Origin of the sequence: Streptomyces sp. NPDC006463, assembly GCF_042870715.1 — a bacterium.
Lineage (GTDB): Bacteria > Actinomycetota > Actinomycetes > Streptomycetales > Streptomycetaceae > Streptomyces.
Genome location: NZ_JBIAHP010000030.1, coordinates 26629 through 43112, shown reverse-complemented (window position 1 = coordinate 43112; position 16484 = coordinate 26629). Strand labels below are relative to the sequence as shown.

Here is a 16484-nt window from a genome sequence, read left to right as displayed (position 1 = left end):
GGCGGCTCCTCAGAGGGTGGCGAGCGCGGGCAACAGTTTGGGCTCGGCCCAGTCGAGGGAGGGCTCCTGGTGGCCGCCGCCGATCTGGACGGGGGCGACCACGGTGAAGCCGGCCTCCGCGCAGGGGCGTACGGCCTCGACGAAGGCGTCCGCGTCGTCGCCGCCGGGGAAGGCCTCGGCGACGTCCGGCGGACGGGTGCGCTGCGAGGCCTGCTCGAAGCCGGCGGGGCCGGGGAGTTCGGCATTGACCTTCCAACCGCCGGGGGTCCAGCGGAACTGGTCGTGGGCGCGTTCGACGGCCGCGTCGCGATCAGTGTCGTAGCAGACGTGGAGTTGTCCGACGCGGGGCTTGCCGGCGCCGCCGAGCGCGTCGAACCGCCGCAGGAGCTCCGCCTTCGGTTCAGTGGCAACCACGAGGTCGGCGTACCGGCCGGCGAGGGCGCAGGAGCGGGGTCCGGAGATGGCTGTCCCGGACGGGGGCGGCTTGTCGGGGACGTCCCACAGGCGAGCGTTCTCGACGTCGAAGTGGGCGCCGTGATGGCTCAGGTACGCACCGGTGAACATCCGCCGGATGATCTCGACGGATTCCTCCAGCATCTGCCGGCGTACGTGGGCGGCGGGCCGGCCGGCGCCCACGACGTGCTCGTTCAGATTCTCGCCGGAGCCGATCCCCAGCCGGAACCGGCCCTGGGACAGGATCTGCATCGTGGCCGCCTTCTGCGCGCCGACCGCGGGATGGTAGCGGAACGTCGGGCAGGTCACGTACGTCGCGAGCGGGATCCGGGAGGTGGCCTGCGCCGCCGCCCCCAGAACGCTCCACGCGTAGGGCGCGTGCCCCTGCGATTCCAGCCGGGGGAAGGAGTGGTCGGAGATGACGGAGAAGTCGAATCCCGCCCTCTCCGCTCCTACCATGTGGGACACCAGCTCACGCGGGCCGGCCTGCTCGATCAACACCGCGTATCTGATTCGCACCATATGTGGCGTCTTGCCGCGTTCGCGTTGCTGAAACTCCGGGCGCCCCGCAGCCTTCGGGTCAGCCGCGGCCCATGTCGTCCGGGTCGACGGGCACCCGGCAGGTTGCGCCCATGGGTACGTCCGGCTGGCATCGGCATCTCGCGCGGCGTGGCGCCGCCGAGCGGTCCGGTCCCGGGGGAGGGATCCGTGCCAGTGTCCGCGGGGGCGATCCCCCCGAGCTACGGCCACCACCTAGGCCGGACTCCGGCGCCCCTGCTCGCCACGGTCAACCTGATGCCCCTCCTGGGCCTGCACCGCGCCCTGCGCGGAGCGCTCGTCGGCCACTTCGCCTGCGTGGAGGTCACCTCCTCCCCCGGCTCCCGCCGCCTGGTCGAGGCCATGCGGCCGTTGCGGGGCCGGCCCTGCCGCCGAACGTCTCTACCCCGAACACGTCGAAGCGGACGCCGTCCACGAGCAGGTCGTGCGCCACGAGGACGAGGGCCGGTCGGCCCTGCGCGCCTGATGTGACGGGCGGCGTTCGGACCGGTGGCAGCAGCATCGTCGCTATGCCGGGGTGGACGGAACGATGTCTGGAGCTGTCCCCGGGTCGCCGAACGGCGTGCCGCCCAGCCGATCGCGGTGGTGCGGGGCGAACCAGCCGGAGGGATCCGGCCCCGCCGGTACGATCCCGGTCGGGTTGCTGCCGCTGTGCACGCGGTAGTAGTGGCGTTTGATGTGGTCGAAGTCCACCGTGTCCCCGAATCCGGGCGTCTGGAAGAGGTCCCGGGCGTACGCCCACCGGACCGGGGGTCCGTGAGGGAGGCGACGCCTCCCTCGGACATGAGGAGGGAGACGAACATGTTCTTGCGGACCCGTGCCGGTCTCCGTCGAGGGTGTGTACGGCGCCGCGGCCGAAGAGGGTGTCGAGGACGGGCCCCGGGCAGGGCGTCCTCGCGCAGCATGTGGCGCTCGTCGTAGAAGAAGTCCACCGCCTCAGGGCCGGTCAGTACCAGGGTGGGTCTGCCCATGAGCCGGGTGCGGACCGGGCCGCCCGCGCGGCGGCGGCGCAGCTCCGGCAGCCATGCGTACCCACGGGAGAGCAAGGACAGGGTGATGTCGCCGACGACGTGGACCATGTCCGGCGCCTACCCGCCGGGCTGCCCCTCATTGCGCGACGCGGGTCTGGCGCGCGGGGGTCGCGGGGTTCAGGACGGCCGGTTCGGGACAGCCGCCAGGCAGGAGTGCCGTGCACAGGTCCGCGGAACGTCGTCGTCACCGGAGCGGGCGGCGGCGTCGGACGCGTGGTGGCGCGGGTCTTCGCCGCCCGCGGCGACCGGCTGGTCTTGATCGCGGGGCGAGGCGGGCCTCGAAGCCGCGGCCCTCCCATCTCGTTTTCTCACCGCTGATCGCGTCCAGTGCCGTCACCTACGGCCCCTTCGGAACCGTCCTCGTCGTCCAGTCCTGGCTCGTCGGCATCGGCGTGGTCGTGTTCGGCGGTGCGCTCGTCGGCAGGCTGCTGTACGACGAGCTGCTGCGCCTCGCGAGCCCCGCGGACCGGGACGGCTGAGGGCGGCCCGCGCCCGGGCCGGCCACCTGTCGCGGCTGCGCTGGCGGGAGCGGCCCGGCGCTGTTTGGCTTGTGGGGCCCACACTTCCCTAACACCCGAGGACTGGTCATGAGCAAAGACAGCGGGCCGAGCGAACGGGCCCGGGAGATGCAGGACAAGGCCCAGGAGTTGGAGCAGGCGGCCCAGCACGCGACGGATCCCGCGGAGCGGCAGCGGCTGAAGGACAAAGCCCTGCGCATCCGTGAGAAGAGCGAGCAGCAGTACGGCCGGGGCAGCGGGACCGTGGACCCCATGTAGGCCGGGCGGTGCGCTGAGGGGCGGCGGCGGCCGTCATTCCGTTTCGTCGTGCTCGTGGGTCATGGCCCGCTCCTGCCGCCGCCTCAGCTCCTCGGGGGTCCTGCCGGGCACCGGCTTGCCGGCCTCGGGGTGTACCGGATCCGGGCCGGGGTACTCCCGCACCTGCTCCTCGCGGCCGATGCCGGGCTCCTGGCGCTTGTGTTCCATACCCTTCATGGCAGCTGCTCCTCACGCGTTTCGTGCAGCGGGGCGCCCTGCGGCCTGGGCGGGCGGGGAGTGAGCTGGTAGACGGCGTACGCCCGGTCGATGACGGGCATGGCCACGTTGCGGACCCGGACCCCGCCGGCCGTGATCCCGTGCTCGGTGCCAAGGTGAGCATGTCCGTGGACGGCGAGGTCGGCACCGATCTCGTCGATGGCCTCGGCCAGGAGGTAGCTGCCGAGGAACGGGTGGATCTCGGGCGGCTCGCCGACCAGGGTGTCCGGGACCGGCGAGTAGTGGGTCAGGGCGATCCGCAGTGCGGTGCCGGATTGCGCCAGATCGGTGAGCGCGCGCCGCAGCCCGTCGGCACACGTACGGGAGTGCCGCATGAAGGCCTTCATCTCGGGTTCGCCGAAGTCACTGGCGCAGCGGCCGGCGTACCCTCCACCGAATCCCTTGGCTCCCGCCACCCCCACGGTGGTGCCGTGGAGGTCGAGGACGGCCGCTTCCCCTTCGAGGACGGTGACCCCGGCCGCCGCGAGGACGGCAGTGACTTCCTGCGGCCGGTCGCCGTGGTGGTCGTGGTTTCCGAGGACGGCCATGACGGGCACGGGCAGACCGGCGACCTCACCGGCGACCACGGCGGCCTCCTGCGGCGTGCCGTGGCGGGTCAGGTCACCGGCGAGGAGGAGCAGGTCGGCGTGGTCACCCAGGGTCTCGAAGGCGGGTCGCAGGGACCCCTCGCTGCCCGGCGCCAGGTGGATGTCCCCCACCGCCGCCACACGTATCACGGCAGGTCCTCCTCACGGTCGGGCGGGCGGGCGCTGACGACGGTCAGATCGTGGCGCCATGCCAGCGGGTGCAGGGCCTCCGCGGCCATCCGCAGGACCGTCTCGCGGCAGCCCGGGCTGGAGACCGGTCCCCAGACGACGACCGCGTGGCCGCGCAGCTCGACGCGGACGCCGAGTTCGGCGATGTCCTCGTGCGCGAGCCGGTCACGAAGGTGTTGGGCCCGGTACTCGGGCAGCGTGGGGTTGTGCGTCGTCATGGCGGGCCTGCTTTCGGGGCTCGATCACGCCCAGGCGTTCGAGGAGGTAGAGGAAGGCGTCGGGCAGGGGCTGGTCGCGGTGGCGGCGGTCGAGGAGCCCCCAGTCGATGCGTTCACGGAGCATGCGTGCCATGGGCAGCAGCTCGGCGAAGTCGCAGTAGTGCTCGCACAGGGCGGTCAGGCGGCTGTCCATGAGGTCGGTCGGGCTGAGGACCGGCATGTGTACGGAGTCCACGGCGCGGACGTCCGCGCGCTGGAGGAGCTCCCGGCCGACGGGCCTGCCGGCGAGGTCCAGGATGAGGTCGATCTCCTCGTCGCCGTCGCGGGCCTTGATCAGCCAGTCCTCGGGGGCGTCGACGACGGTGATGCCCGCGTCGGCCAGCGCGGCCACGGCGGCCGTGGCGTCCTCCCGGCAGAGGCAGAAGTCCGTGTCGTGCCGGAAGCCGGCCGGCAGGCCGTGGGCGAACGCGGCGACGCTCCCGGCGAGCGCGAAGGGCACCCCGGCTTCCTTCAGGAGCGCGCCGACGCGTTTGGTGGTCTCCAGGATCGCCTGCGTGTGGTCGCGTGGCAGGCCGTCGGATCCGCTCACGGCTCACTTCCCCGGATGGGCGGCTTCCCGGCCGGCGCCGGCTCCCGCTGCCGCGGGGGCCAGGGGCGGGGTGTCGGCACCGGCTCCCCGGTGAAGGCCTTCGAAGAACTCCCCGACGGCGTGGGTCGCTGTGACCGACGGTACCCAGTCCAGCTCCTCGCGGGCGCGCCCGGCGTCGAGCAGGGGCAGTCGCAGCACGGCGTCGAGGAGTCCGGGGGCGGCCGGTACGAGGTGCATGCGCCAGGCCGCGGCGAGTGCGGCACGGGCGGCGCCCGCGGGGAGCGGCACCGTACGGGTGTGCAGGATGGCGGCGATGGCGGCGGTGTCCAGCACCGGGTCGGCCACCAGGTTGAACGGCCCGTGGACCGGACGTACGACGGCTGCCCGGTAGGCCTCGGCGGCGTCGTCGGTGTGCAGGGCCTGGAAACGCAGGCCGGAGACGGCGGGGAGCGCGGGCACCAGGCCCGGCCGGATCAGGCGCCACGGCAGGAGCGGGCCGGCGAAGATCCGGCGCTGTTCGCTCGCCGACTCCTCCTTGAAGAGGAAGGCCGGTCGCATCCGTACCAGCCGGATGCCGGGGTGGGCGAGCTGGAAGCCGTCGAGGTAGCGCTCCAGGTAGGCCTTCTCACGGGTGTAGGCGGCACCCGGCCAGCCGTGGGTGGGCCAGGACTCGTCGACGGGGCGCCCGTCGGCGGGGCCCGGTGAGTACGCGCCGACCGACGAGGCGTGGACCAGGACCCGCACCCCGGTCCGGGCACAGGCCTCGAAGACCCTGATGCTTCCCAGCACGTTGGTCCGCCAGGTGACGACGGGGTCGTGGGTGGGCTGGAACTTCCAGGCGAGGTGGACGACGGCGTCCGCGCCCGCAAAGAGCTCGGTCAGCTCGTCGTGGCCGGGGTCGACGTCCGCCGCGGCCCAGCGCACGCCGGGGATGCGGAGGTCCGGCAGCCTGCGGGCGACACCGAGCACGTCGCTGACCGTACGGTCGGCGGCCAGGGCCCGCACCACGCTGGTGCCCGCGTTGCCGGTGGCTCCGGTGACGACGACCCTCATGACGCCCACCGCGCCCTTCCCGGCACGCCGTGGCGGGATGATCTTCCGTGGGCGCGGGCTGGGCCCGGGGACGGGGTGGCGAAGGTCCGCCGCGCGGCCTCCACCCGCAAAACCTCCAGTACGGACGCCTGCCGCCCCGCGCGGGCCAGGAGCCTGTCGACGGCGGCCAGGTCCAGGCGGGAGTCGGTGACCGCGAGGACCCTGAGCGACCGCCACATCGACGCCTTCCCCTCCACCCCGAGACGCATGGCTTCCAGTTCGAGGACGTCGCTCAGGGGTGAGCGTTTCACCAGTCGGCCGTTGAGCTTGAGCCTGGCCGCCTTCTCCGCCAGCCGGGCCGCGGCGACCCTGGGCCACTGCGCAGGGACGTCGAGAGCGGTCATGAACTCGCGCAAGCTCTCCCGGTCCTCGGCGATCTCCTCGGCGAGCTCGGCCAGGGGCGGCCCCGCGGGCGTACCGCGGTGAGTCCGGGCCATGCGGCGGATCAGGGAGACACCGCCTCCGGCGCCCGCGAGGTGGTCGTTGAGATAGACCGCCACGAGGCGCTGCGGGTCCGGAGGGGACGCGGTGCGGGACCGTGCTCCTGTGGGGGTGGGGGTGGGGTGGGCGTTCATGGCAAGTCCGATCCGCTAGATGCCGGCAGGCGGCTGGAGAACGACCGGCACTGCTGCAGCGCGAGGCGTTGCTCCCGTGCGCGCAGCTCCTGGTCGGCGACCACGCGCCCGCCTTCCGCCTCTACCGTGGGGCGACCAGTACGAGTGCCGACGGGACGACGAGCGCGACGAGCGCGCCCGTTGGCATGGGGGCCTCCACTCCAGGGGCCGCGTTCCGCGGTCTCTGCGTTCGGTTGGCGCGTGCCCGCGGTCACCCGGCACAAACCCCGAGGGGCGGGGGGCCCGGCCGACGGCGTGAGCACGAGGATGACGGGCAGGCGCCCGACCATGACTGACGACCGAGCGGCCGGGCGAGACGGGTATGCGCCATGACGGACGACGACACGAGGCTGAAGACGATCGCGGCGCTGGTGGGGCTGCGCGGCGGCGTCGGATCGGACTACATCTCCTCGGACTACATCTCCGAGGTGCTCGGCGAGGCGACCCCGGACCGGTTCACGGTGCCCGTCGAGGCGGAGGCGGCGGAGATCGGCCTGTCCGTGCTGCAACAGGTGTCAGGACCGTCAATTCGCTGATCAACGGCTTCGTCCTGGCGTTCGAGGTGATGGCGGACGCCTACGAGGAGAAGAATCCACAGCCGTCCACCGAGGAGATCCTGCAGGCGCTGGCCCTGCGCATCACGAGCGAGCCCGACTGAGGGACGGCACGGCGTGCCCCCCGCCGTCCTGCCGTCCTGCCGTCCTGCCGTCCTGCCGCAAATGCTGGCACTGCTCAGCCCTCACGGGGCCTGGACCTCTCGCGGCTCGACCATCGCCTCGACCTCCGTCGGCGCTGCTGTGCCGGTGACGTCCTCATCCCGCTCGAATCGTGCCCGGGGCCTCCAGCCGTGGCGGCACCGGGAGCGAGGCGAGCTGGGTGCCGGCGCTCTGGCCGACGTCGGGTCCATCATCATTTAAGCTTCTAGGCGGCCGCGGAGCGGTGGCCCGCTGTATGCGGCAACCGCGGAACGGTCAGTCCGGCCGGTCGAGTGGGGCGGCCTGCGCCGGGTCCTTGGTCCGGGCTCAGGACCCCATGGCGCCGGTCATGAAGGTCCTGGGACATCGGGTGACCGCCTGCACGCGTCTCAGGGGTACGTGGTGCCCAGCGGTCCCCCGCGAACAGAAGACCCCCAGGGAGAAGTGAGGTATGCCGGTGATCTGCGTCGGAGGCATGATCGGGATCGGCAAGACGAGCGTGGCCGAACTGATCGCCAAGGAGCTGGGCAGCGAGGTCTTCTACGAGAGCGTGGAAGACAACCCCATCCTCCCGCTCTTCTACACGGCGAGCCCCGAGGAGATCCAGGCCAAGCGCTACCCCTTCCTCCTCCAGCTCTACTTCCTGCAGACACGGTTCGCCTCGATCAAGGAGGCGTACAAGAAGGGCGACAACGTCCTCGACCGGTCCATCTACGAGGACTGGTACTTCGCCAAGGTCAATCACGACCTGGGCCGGATCAGCTCCCTCGAGATGCGGGTGTACGAGGGACTGCTCGAAGAGATGATGCGCGAGATCGACGGCCTGCCCTACCGCAAGGCCCCCGATCTCATGGTCTATCTCAAGGCGGACTTCGATACGGTGCTGCACCGCATCGGGCTGCGGGGCCGCGATTTCGAGCAGGACGACAGCCTCGTCGAGTACTACCGGACGCTGTGGTCCGGCTACGACGACTGGGTGCACAAGCACTACTCGGCCAGCGAAGTCCTCGTCATCGACATGAGCTGCACAGATGTGGTCAACAACCCCGACGACGCGGCCCGCGTGGCGCAGGAGGTCAAGGACGCGGTGGCCGCGGCCAGGAGCCGAGGCTGAAGCCCTGCCACGCGGGTGCCTCCCGGCGGAGATCCCGGGCCGCGCTGACCGTCGCGGACGGGGATCAGGGCCTCTTCCGCCCCGCCTCCCGGGCAGATCATCGACCAGCCCCTGGCAGCGCCGGCGCAGTCCGGCTTCGCCTGCTTGGGGCTGGGCTCAGCTGCTGATCGCCGCCGCACCGCGCTGGGTGTGCAGGTCGGCCTTTTGGTGGTCGATCCCGTCTACCGTTCCGTCGTCACCATGCCAGGTGCCGTGGTCCTTCTCCTCGGCTTGGTGCTGACCACTCGGGCCCAGCGGCCGCCGCGGACCCGCCAGGGCGACTGAGGCTTCCGGTGCTCCGGCTGCGGTAGCCCATCGAGGCCGGGAGCCGGCGCTGATCCAGCCCCGCCGCACGATCGGTGGGCTCCCGCGCACGGGAGAGTGCGGGAGAGCACGATGGATGGCGGACGGCGAGCAGTGTGACGAGCAGGACGCCGACGCGGACGCACCACAGACACAGGGGTGGATGACGGCGTGCTGACCACCATTCGCGTCCATGACTACCGGGGGGGACCCTTTCGCCCTGCTCACCGGCGGCGTGCTGCCCCTCGTAACGGACTTCGCGGCGGACACCGCCGTCCCCGTGTGCTTTCCCACCCGGCACTGGGGCGGCGGCCCCCACCTTGCCCTGCACCTGGGATACGGATCGTTGATCATGCCAGTCACCAATCACGCTCTCTTGGCCGGAATCGGGCATTCCCGATTGGTCAATACATGCAAGAGGCACGCTCCGCATGGGGGTCTCGACCGCTTCGCGCAGCGAAATGTCCAAGCTCGCCCGTCGCCATCACTCGCGGGTGAAGGTACGGCTCACGTCGCGGCCGACACCGGCTACGCCGACCAATCCCACCTGCACCGGGACGTCATGGCGTGACCGGGACAACGCCCGCGGCCTTGGCCGGCGAGCCGTTTCTCACCGTTGACGACATTGCATGGCCCAGCGGCGGAACCTCCCCCTGACCCTTGACCCCTGACCCTTGACCCCTGACCCCTGCACAACACGAGGCTTGGCCGTCCACATGGCGCCGGGCCACTGCCCTACCGCCAATCCTCATCATCGACGCCGCCAAGTTCGGCGCCGCATCCAGGCGTTCGGTGGGGGTGATCGCAAAGATCCTGGCCGCGTACTTTCCGCAGGAGTGTCAATTCAAGCCGATGGCGGTGACGTTCCCTCGCTCGACATCCTGGAAGTGAACTTCGCGTTCGCGCCCCATCCCCGGTCTCGACGAGGCTGAGGCAGCCCCGACGTGCCCCTGCGGGTGGCGGCCCCGCGGTCATGGTCTGCTCGAAGTGCGATGGCTGTCACCAAGATCGGTACTGACCCGCGGGACCTGATCACGTCGGCATTTCAGCCGGCGAGGTGGCTCGTCCTCGATGTCTGGCAGAACCGGCGGTCTCGCTCCGCCACCTGTGTCCGCGGACCAGCTGAGCGCAGGACGACGTCCAAGACCCGGTCAGGATCCGCAGCATAGCTGTTGCTGAACCACGCCATGTTTGCCTCGACCACCGCCCACTGGTCGGCGGCGCCGTGCTCAGGTGTGGACAGGAGCCCGATGTCCACGACCACCGCGCTGGGCAGGCCACCGCCGCACGTGGCCAGGAGATCATCCGCAAACTCCAGGACAGCCTCTTCATAGCGGTGCCCGTCCAGCCGCTCGGCGTCGAGGCGGCCGAAGGTGGCGTATTGCGAACCCGTGCGGACCTCGCCGTCCAGGAGGTACAGGCGGAACTCCGCTGCCCAGGTCACCACGTCGCTGATCTGTACCGGCACGTCCAGTGACAGCTCCGGCCCTGTCGGGAGGTAACTACCGCTGGCATAAACGGCGGCCGGGAAGCTCTTGTCGCTCGGCGGCTTGACGAACGCCGGTCGGGACAGGCAGCGCGCCTCGCCCAGGGTCGCCATGGCGATGCGCCGTCCGGTGTACTCGTAGGGCAGTGTGGCCAGCCAGTCGTCAGATGGCTCCAAGAGTGCGACCTCAAGGGCATCGACGACGCGTGCCGCGAAAGCGGGGCCGCCGTAGTAGTGGCCACCACGCCTCCCCATGGCAGTGCCCGCACCGCCATCGGCGGGAAGTACTTCTACATCCATCCCCCGCCGACGTGCCGACGTCGAGAGCAGCTCGGATGTCGTGGTGTATTGCGGCGCCAACGCCAGGAAACCATGCTCCGTCACGCTCGTGACGATGCCACTGATGCGGCCGAACAGTCCACAGCATTCGAGCCCACACCTCGGGGTCAACCAGCTGGCTGCTCCACGCTCTACACCGGGCACACAACACCGCGCGACGACCTTCCGCCGGGACCTACCCCCTCCTGATGGATTCCACTACACACGTTCCGGGCCTCGTTCGTCGGGCCTGGGACGAGTTCGATGACCACCCGATCGAAGTGTCGGTGCGGCGGACTGTACGGATCGCCAGTTTGATCGGCGACTCGAATGCGGCGGCGCCTGGGGCTGGATCTCCAGGTCACTGGCGGCGGTCCTGCCCAGCATCGGGGCGTCATCGATCGGCTGACTGCTGACCCGTCCGGTTGGGAATCACCTGATGAACCCGGTCCTGCGGCAACGCCGTGCGGGAGTACATACGGGACCGCACGAAGAGCGATACGCCCGTCACACCATCAGCCCCGCAGCACAGCTAGTCTTACGATCATGGCCTTGCGACCCGATGAGTTCTACGACCACGCACGTGCGGCTGCGGATGATGAGCTTCGGCTTCCGCTGGCAAGGATGACCGGATGGGACATCAGCCCCTTCGAGGCGGATGGGCTGCGCGTCTCCGCGCTCCGCCCGCCCGTTCTGCCCGAACCACGGCGGCACGGCGAAGACCCGGCGGACTGCGATGAGTGCCGCTCCCGCGACGAAGGCATCTGGCTCAACGACCGCTGGCGACTGGCCCGGATACCGGGCGTCGGCGTGCCACTGGTGCTGATGCTCTACCCGCGCGACCACTACGACATGGCAGATCTGCCCGACAAGCTGGCCGCCGAGCTGGGCGTGCTCACCACTCACATCGTCCGCCACGTGCAGGCACTGCCCCACATCAGTCGAGCCCACGTCTACCGGATCGGGGACGGGTCCGCACACCTGCACGTGTGGTTCTTCGCCCGGCCCGAGGGGCAGACCCAGTTGTACGGGTCGTGGCTGCCCGTCTGGGACGACCTCCTGCCCGAATACCCGGCGAATGTAGCCGACGCAGACGCAACCGCCGTCGCCGACGCCTTGATTGCCTCGTACGGAGGTCGCCGCTCAGACGCCGACGGGCAAATGCACCTCTGACTCCTCGCCCGCACCGAGCCGGCCGAGGCAGCACCCGCTCACCAGTGGACGAGGGCAGCAGGTGCGCGGTGCGAGCATGCTGTGGCCAGGCTGGCGCCGTCGGGCACAGCGCCCATTGCCTCCTGCGACTGCGCCAGCCCGCAGCCAACCCACCCCGAACCGCGGAACGTCGTCCACGGCCAGGTCCAGGCGCATCCGCCGGAAGCGCAGTGGGTGGGCGTTATACGCCGCCGCGGTCGATCGCTCCGGTCGGCGCGACAAGGACATCGAGCGCGTCACGGCCCTCGGAGCCACCGCAGTCCGCTACGGCGACGGCTGGATGGAACGGTCAAGGCCGCCGCGCCGGGCGGAGTGAACTTCGTCTCCGACGCCGCCGGCGCCGACGTGCTCCCCGGCTCCGTCGCCCTGACCGGCGATGCGGCGAAGGTCATCACCATCGCCGACATGTCGGCTCAGCAGCACGGCGTACGCTTCAGCTCCGGCACCGGCGACCAGGGCGGCCAGGCCCTGCCAGAACTGGTACGTCTGGCCGCCGACGGGCGGCTCACCGTCCCGATCTGGCGAACCTACCCCCTGGCCGAGGCCGCCCAGGCGAGGGCCCCGAGCAGGGCCTCATCGCGCGGGCCCGTATCGTCGAGGATCCATATGAGCGCGGTGCGGGCCAGTTCGGTCCGCCCCTGGCGGCGAGCCATCGCCGTCCAGTTGAGGTCGTACTCGTCGTGGGGATCCTGGCCGCAGTTCGACGAGTCGAAGTCGGCCGCCCACCGAGTGAGCGTTCGTGCGGAATCGGGAATGCCGCCGAGCAGGAAGCGCACATCGGGGTCGGCATCCCGCAGGGACTGCAGCAGGGTGTGGTCCTCCGTCATGCCGTGCAGAGCAACCAGGACCGCGGCGAGGCTGAGCTCTTCGGTGGGGCCGCGCCGGACCTCCTATTGCAGGAGTATGCGCAGAAGCCGCAGGTCCCCCGGCTGCCGGTCGTACTGGGCTGCGCCCAGGACAGTGACCCGCTGTACCAGGTCGTTCGTAATCGCGTCCCTGCAGTTGCGGTCCGCCCGCATCCGGGCCAGATCGGCCCGCCGGGAGCGAGGACCGCCTGACATAGCGGCGGACGCCGAAGACGGTCCAGCAGTGCGTACGCGCAGCCTTCATCCGCGTTAAGCAGGAACTCTGACTCGGTCCGCAGAAGGCACTCCTGGAGCTTCCGCAGCAGTTCCCGCTTGGGGAGCCGGCGCAGACCCAGCCCGCTGAACAACGTACTGCGATCGGCGTCCAGCTCGGGGCCGTAGGAGCTCCGAATCTCGCGTTCGCTCCGGGTGAAGACCTCCTCCAACACATCGTCATCGGCATCGAGATCGAGATCCGTGTAGTCGTGCCGGCCCGGCAGACCGAAGAGGATCTCCAGGGCCTCGACCATGCTGGTGCCGATGAGGCTGGCCCGCTTCGCCCTCGGAGCTCGCGTACAGCGCAGCCCGTCGGCACATAGGAAATAGGTTCCGCCGGTGTCGTCGCCCGCCACGGCCCTCAACGGCGTTCCGCTCGCCAGACAGACTTCTTCCCCGTGTTCGGCCCAGTCAAGATCAAAATCGAAGGATCCCGCGGGCGGGAGCGCCTCGGCGGCCTGCGCCAGCATCGGCCCCACAGGAGGGCGCGGCCTCGGGTCGGCCGAGGCCAGGGCTCCCTGGGCTTCCTGGGCTCGCACGGCTCCCAGGGCTACGGCATCAGGGCGTCAGCGTAGCCGTGGCGAGGGCTCCCTGAAGGATCCGTTCTCGGGGCAGGGAGAGGTCGAACAGGCGGCCCAGGATTCCCAACAGTGTGCGTCGCATCTGCTCTTCGTCCTCTTCGTCTGTGTAGCCTTCTCGGCCGGCCACGGGCAGGCCGGCTTCCGCTATGGCCGCAGTCACCCGCGTAGCTATCGTCGGGTCCCCGTCGATACCGTCGTATCCCCATGATCCGTCCAGGTGCAGATTGAACAAGCAGGCAAGCACCTCGTCGTGGTAGTACTCGAAGAACGGCGGCACGGGCTTGCCGTTGTCCTCCTCGAACTTCACCTGGAAGACATGCGCGCCGCCCGCCGAGACCCGGGCCAGCTCGTCGAACTCGCCCCACCACGGGCCGTACATGACCGCGAACGACAGGCCGGCGTGCTCGCCGTACCGCAGGTGCACGTCTTCGTCGACATCGAAGAGGTCAGGGTTTGCGACCTCCTCGGCGGTGTGCTGGCCAGACGCCCTGCGGACAACGGCGGGCATCCCCTCGAAGGCCGTCGCCGCGAGCCGCTCTACCAGCTCGTCCGGGGTCATCCCTCGGGCCATCACCACGTTGTATCCGCCGAAAGGAATCCAGCGGGGCGCCGCGAGCCAGGCAATCCCGGTCTCGGGTCCGAGGGGAGCGGTGTCCTGCGTTTGATGAGACATCCGGACATGGTCCACGACGCCACCGACAACCCGGCGCAGCTGGCTTCGCCGGCGCCGACCACCTCCCCCTCGTCGAGTGGCCCGGGACGGCGTCAGCGGCTTTCCGGCGAGACGGTGACGGTGAAGCCGGTGGTCTGGGACCCCGTGTTGGGACGTAGGGCCGAGGGATGCGTGGACAGGGAGCGGGCGCGGCGGATTGAAGACCGGCCAGGCCGACGTCACGCGAGCGGGACACGCCCTGGGATCAAGGGCCCGGCGTCCAAATGAGCTGCGATACGCGAGATGGTCCGGGCGTTGCCCTGGAACAGATGTGCTTGCATGCCCGCCGCCTGGGCGGCCTCAACGTTGACTTCGACATCGTCGATGAACAGGCAGCTCTCGGGCCGCACGTTCAGGCTGGCGCATACGGCCTCGAAGGCACGCGGGTCAGGCTTCTCGATGCCGATCTCGTGCGAGTAGACGATCTGCTCCACCAGTTCGTCGAAGTGATACAGCGCCGTCTCCCGCTCCCGGGCGCCGACGAAGCTGTTGCTCAGGATGCCCAGCCTGCAGCTTCCCCGCAGCCCTCGTACATAGTCGATGAGCTCCTCGTTCGCGGTCCCCAGATACTCCGCCCAGAGATCAGCCATGAAGGCTTCACCCTGGGGGGTGTTGAGACCCAAACGGGCCACCACCTGCTCGTGCACCTCTCGTTCGCTGATGCTCCCGACGCTCCCAGCCCGCCACACGTCGCGCATCCGCTCATGGACCGTGCCCAGGGGCAGCTCCAGCCGCTCTTCCCACCGTTGCACCCATCCAGTTTCCGGCGTGATCTCCAGCACTCCGCCGATGTCGAAAATGACGCAGGTCGCGTTCACGCGAACTCCCTCTTCCTCCTTGACCAGCGAGCACAGACCGCCCGCTCGTGCGATCGCCAGAGACACTGTCGTTTCTCCCCCTGGGGCCAGGTCAAGCGATCTTCGGAGCCTGTGACAGCCCTGTGGCAACCCACCGAGCCGACCCACCTCAATCAGCAGGTGCCTTCAAAACTCGCTCCCGGCACAGGTCTTGGGGAGTCGTCAAGTGCTACTTGAATGCTCGATCGCGCGGATTCGGGTTCGCGTGAGACCGCGTAGGCCTTGCTTCGTCCGGCGACGAACGTGATCGGCTGGCTGGCGCGGTCGCCGATGGCCGAGTCCTGCACCGGGACGTGGATCGGCAGTTTGGGAGCCGCCTGACGGCCTGGCCGCGCACCGCCGCGTTCGCCCTGGGCGACCTGCCGTACTCGGACGACGGGCCCGGCAGCTGACTCCGACAGCGTCGGGCTCACCTGCCGCTTGGAACCTTGGGGGTGGTGTGCGGCACACGAGGCAACCATCAGTATCGAAGGCTTGGGTGCGCACCGGCGTCTTCGAAAGGCAGGAGCAGGCCGGTTGTGGCCTCCGGGTTCATGCCTCGGTGCCCTTCTCGGACGCGGGTGTCGGCTGGATATCCAACAGCGGTTGTCAGCTGGCGGTGACAGGATCGGGCGCGTTGATCCGACGAGCTACAGGGGGTAGGCATGGCGGAGACGTTCGTATGGCCGCGCGGGGCGCAGGCGACGGATGGCGAGGACCTGGAGGAGTGGCTGGCCGAACACGGCTGGGAGGTAGACCCGACCGTGTACATGGCCGGCGCGCTGGGCCCCGCGGTTCAGGTCCGCAGGATCGACGGGGCGCGACAGGAGGACGAACCCGGGCTGCTGATCCTGCCGGGCGAAGCCGTGGAGTACGACGGCACGCGCATCCGGCTCGCCCCCAGGCGCGCAGGATGCTTCGCCGGGTGATCCGCCACGGCTCGCCCAGCCGGCTCCCGCCCTGCGTGCGGGAGCGGGGCCGGGGTACGGCTGCGGTATTGGCCGCTGCCCTGTTCTGCTGAGGCGCTCAGCCGCTTGGGGTGCCAGCCGTGCCGGTGAGGAGCCCGAGTCCCAGCGGGGTCTGGAGTGTCAGACCGCCTCGCCGTCGCGGTGGGCAGTGATGAGGTGGGCGTTACGGAGGGCCTTGGTGCGCTCGGACACCGGGGACTTGGCAATGGCGAGCTCGCGTGCGAGGTCGGTGGTAGTGCGTGGCCGGGTGAGTTGTTCCAGGATGGCGGCGCGGGAGCCCCGCCGAGCGCGGCAGGGTGTGGCTCGTCCGCCGCCGCCAGAGGGTGAACACCGGGTCGGACCGCTGCAGCGCCGCGATCGCGAGCATCGGTTCAGGACCGAATCGAGTGCGTGAACCGCGCCCGGACCCCATGGTGGGACTGCGGTTCCGAGTGTGGGCCCGAGCGCCTGCCGCTCCGCCGCGTCGGCAGCCAGGCCCCAACGGGGCTTCGTGCCTACCCAGGTCGCTGCGCAGGTGCAGCGGTGGGAGCCGCCCGTGGGCATCGATTCCGCCTGGTCCTTGTCCGCCTTGGAACGGTTGGAGGAGGCGGAGACCGCGATCAGGGCGTCAGGGGAAACGATGCACTACGCCACCCTGGCGGTCACCACGATGCGAACCGATACCCCCTGACCGCACGGGGGTCCGTCCCCTGCTCCCTGACGCGTCCGCTGCGCGGTCTGCCTCTCCCCGTTCTCAT

Annotated in this window: 17 protein-coding genes and 5 pseudogenes; 9 read left to right on the top strand and 13 right to left on the bottom strand. The window is 70.2% G+C overall.

The genetic code is table 11. The features are described from left to right. Positions 1-9: 9 nt before the first annotated feature. Positions 10-975, bottom strand: a complete 966-nt coding sequence (locus tag ACFYOB_RS36210) for a TIGR03557 family F420-dependent LLM class oxidoreductase (RefSeq protein ID WP_388567788.1) — start codon at positions 973-975, stop codon at positions 10-12. 207 nt (positions 976-1182) lie between these two features. Between ACFYOB_RS36210 and ACFYOB_RS36205 the strand changes: the two are divergent. Next, positions 1183-1447: pseudogene (locus tag ACFYOB_RS36205) on the top strand (iron-containing redox enzyme family protein); the annotation flags it as partial. A 71-nt stretch (positions 1448-1518) separates the two neighbouring features. Here the strand turns inward: ACFYOB_RS36205 and ACFYOB_RS36200 are convergent. Then, a pseudogene (locus ACFYOB_RS36200) lies at positions 1519-1761 on the bottom strand (glutathione S-transferase family protein); the annotation flags it as partial. Between the two features lie 574 nt (positions 1762-2335). On the opposite strand from ACFYOB_RS36200, the pseudogene ACFYOB_RS36195 reads away from it, so the two are divergent. After that, positions 2336-2521: pseudogene (locus ACFYOB_RS36195) on the top strand (ribonuclease BN); the annotation flags it as partial. Positions 2522-2629: 108 nt separating this feature from the next. Then, the gene (locus ACFYOB_RS36190) at positions 2630-2818 is read left to right on the top strand and encodes a DUF6381 family protein (RefSeq protein WP_388567785.1); all 189 of its coding nucleotides are present in this window, start codon (positions 2630-2632) and stop codon (positions 2816-2818) included. Positions 2819-2851: 33 nt separating this feature from the next. Here the strand turns inward: ACFYOB_RS36190 and ACFYOB_RS36185 are convergent, their stop codons facing one another. From ACFYOB_RS36185 to ACFYOB_RS36160, 6 genes are read right to left on the bottom strand one after another with little or no spacing between them, the layout of a single operon-like run. Then, positions 2852-3034 carry a hypothetical protein gene (locus ACFYOB_RS36185; protein ID WP_388567782.1) on the bottom strand — a complete coding sequence of 61 codons (183 nt, stop codon included), beginning with the start codon at positions 3032-3034 and terminating at the stop codon, positions 2852-2854. Then, a complete protein-coding gene (locus ACFYOB_RS36180) occupies positions 3031-3810 on the bottom strand; it encodes a metallophosphoesterase (RefSeq protein ID WP_388567779.1) in 780 nt (259 codons plus the stop codon). Before ACFYOB_RS36180 ends, ACFYOB_RS36185 begins: the two co-directional genes overlap by 4 nt. Further along, a complete protein-coding gene (locus tag ACFYOB_RS36175) occupies positions 3807-4067 on the bottom strand; it encodes a hypothetical protein (protein WP_388567776.1) in 261 nt (86 codons plus the stop codon). Before ACFYOB_RS36175 ends, ACFYOB_RS36180 begins: the two co-directional genes overlap by 4 nt. Further along, a complete protein-coding gene (locus ACFYOB_RS36170; RefSeq protein WP_388567773.1) occupies positions 4015-4656 on the bottom strand; it encodes a nucleotidyltransferase family protein in 642 nt (213 codons plus the stop codon). The genes ACFYOB_RS36175 and ACFYOB_RS36170 overlap by 53 nt, the downstream gene beginning before the upstream one ends. A 3-nt stretch (positions 4657-4659) precedes the next feature. Further along, positions 4660-5709, bottom strand: coding sequence for an NAD-dependent epimerase/dehydratase family protein (locus ACFYOB_RS36165; protein ID WP_388567770.1), 1050 nt, complete (start codon positions 5707-5709; stop codon positions 4660-4662). Further along, positions 5706-6323: a hypothetical protein gene (locus tag ACFYOB_RS36160; RefSeq protein ID WP_388567767.1), complete on the bottom strand. Its 618-nt coding sequence runs from the start codon at positions 6321-6323 to the stop codon at positions 5706-5708. The genes ACFYOB_RS36165 and ACFYOB_RS36160 overlap by 4 nt, the downstream gene beginning before the upstream one ends. A gap of 368 nt (positions 6324-6691) precedes the next feature. On the opposite strand from ACFYOB_RS36160, the gene ACFYOB_RS36155 reads away from it, so the two are divergent. From ACFYOB_RS36155 to ACFYOB_RS36145, 3 genes and pseudogenes are all read left to right on the top strand, one after another. Next, the gene (locus ACFYOB_RS36155) at positions 6692-6898 is read left to right on the top strand and encodes a hypothetical protein (RefSeq protein WP_388567764.1); all 207 of its coding nucleotides are present in this window, start codon (positions 6692-6694) and stop codon (positions 6896-6898) included. 610 nt (positions 6899-7508) lie between these two features. Then, positions 7509-8171, top strand: a complete 663-nt coding sequence (locus ACFYOB_RS36150; RefSeq protein ID WP_388567761.1) for a deoxynucleoside kinase — start codon at positions 7509-7511, stop codon at positions 8169-8171. Positions 8172-9000: 829 nt separating this feature from the next. After that, positions 9001-9170: pseudogene (locus ACFYOB_RS36145) on the top strand (AraC family transcriptional regulator); the annotation flags it as partial. Positions 9171-9558: 388 nt separating this feature from the next. Here ACFYOB_RS36145 and ACFYOB_RS36140 read toward each other — a convergent pair. Next, the gene (locus ACFYOB_RS36140; protein ID WP_388567866.1) at positions 9559-10299 is read right to left on the bottom strand and encodes an ATP-grasp domain-containing protein; all 741 of its coding nucleotides are present in this window, start codon (positions 10297-10299) and stop codon (positions 9559-9561) included. A 642-nt stretch (positions 10300-10941) separates the two neighbouring features. Between ACFYOB_RS36140 and ACFYOB_RS36135 the strand changes: the two genes are divergently transcribed. Then, a complete protein-coding gene (locus ACFYOB_RS36135) occupies positions 10942-11490 on the top strand; it encodes a hypothetical protein (RefSeq protein ID WP_388567759.1) in 549 nt (182 codons plus the stop codon). Positions 11491-11571: 81 nt separating this feature from the next. Then, positions 11572-12027 (top strand): annotated as a pseudogene (locus tag ACFYOB_RS36130) (hypothetical protein); the annotation flags it as partial. Between the two features lie 29 nt (positions 12028-12056). Here ACFYOB_RS36130 and ACFYOB_RS36125 read toward each other — a convergent pair. From ACFYOB_RS36125 to ACFYOB_RS36110, 4 genes are all read right to left on the bottom strand, one after another. Continuing rightward, entirely contained in the window at positions 12057-12356 is a 300-nt protein-coding gene (locus tag ACFYOB_RS36125; RefSeq protein WP_388567873.1) for a hypothetical protein, read from the bottom strand. Then, positions 12353-13120: a hypothetical protein gene (locus ACFYOB_RS36120; protein WP_388567870.1), complete on the bottom strand. Its 768-nt coding sequence runs from the start codon at positions 13118-13120 to the stop codon at positions 12353-12355. The genes ACFYOB_RS36125 and ACFYOB_RS36120 overlap by 4 nt, the downstream gene beginning before the upstream one ends. Before the next feature lie 88 nt (positions 13121-13208). Continuing rightward, complete coding sequence (locus tag ACFYOB_RS36115; RefSeq protein ID WP_388567756.1) at positions 13209-13790, bottom strand: hypothetical protein; 582 nt, start codon at positions 13788-13790, stop codon at positions 13209-13211. Between the two features lie 332 nt (positions 13791-14122). Then, positions 14123-14761 carry an HAD family hydrolase gene (locus tag ACFYOB_RS36110; protein WP_388567863.1) on the bottom strand — a complete coding sequence of 213 codons (639 nt, stop codon included), beginning with the start codon at positions 14759-14761 and terminating at the stop codon, positions 14123-14125. A 683-nt stretch (positions 14762-15444) separates the two neighbouring features. Here ACFYOB_RS36110 and ACFYOB_RS36105 point away from each other — a divergent pair. Then, positions 15445-15708 (top strand): hypothetical protein, encoded by a 264-nt coding sequence (locus tag ACFYOB_RS36105; protein WP_388567753.1) that lies wholly within the window; start codon positions 15445-15447, stop codon positions 15706-15708. Positions 15709-16484 lie beyond the last annotated feature (776 nt).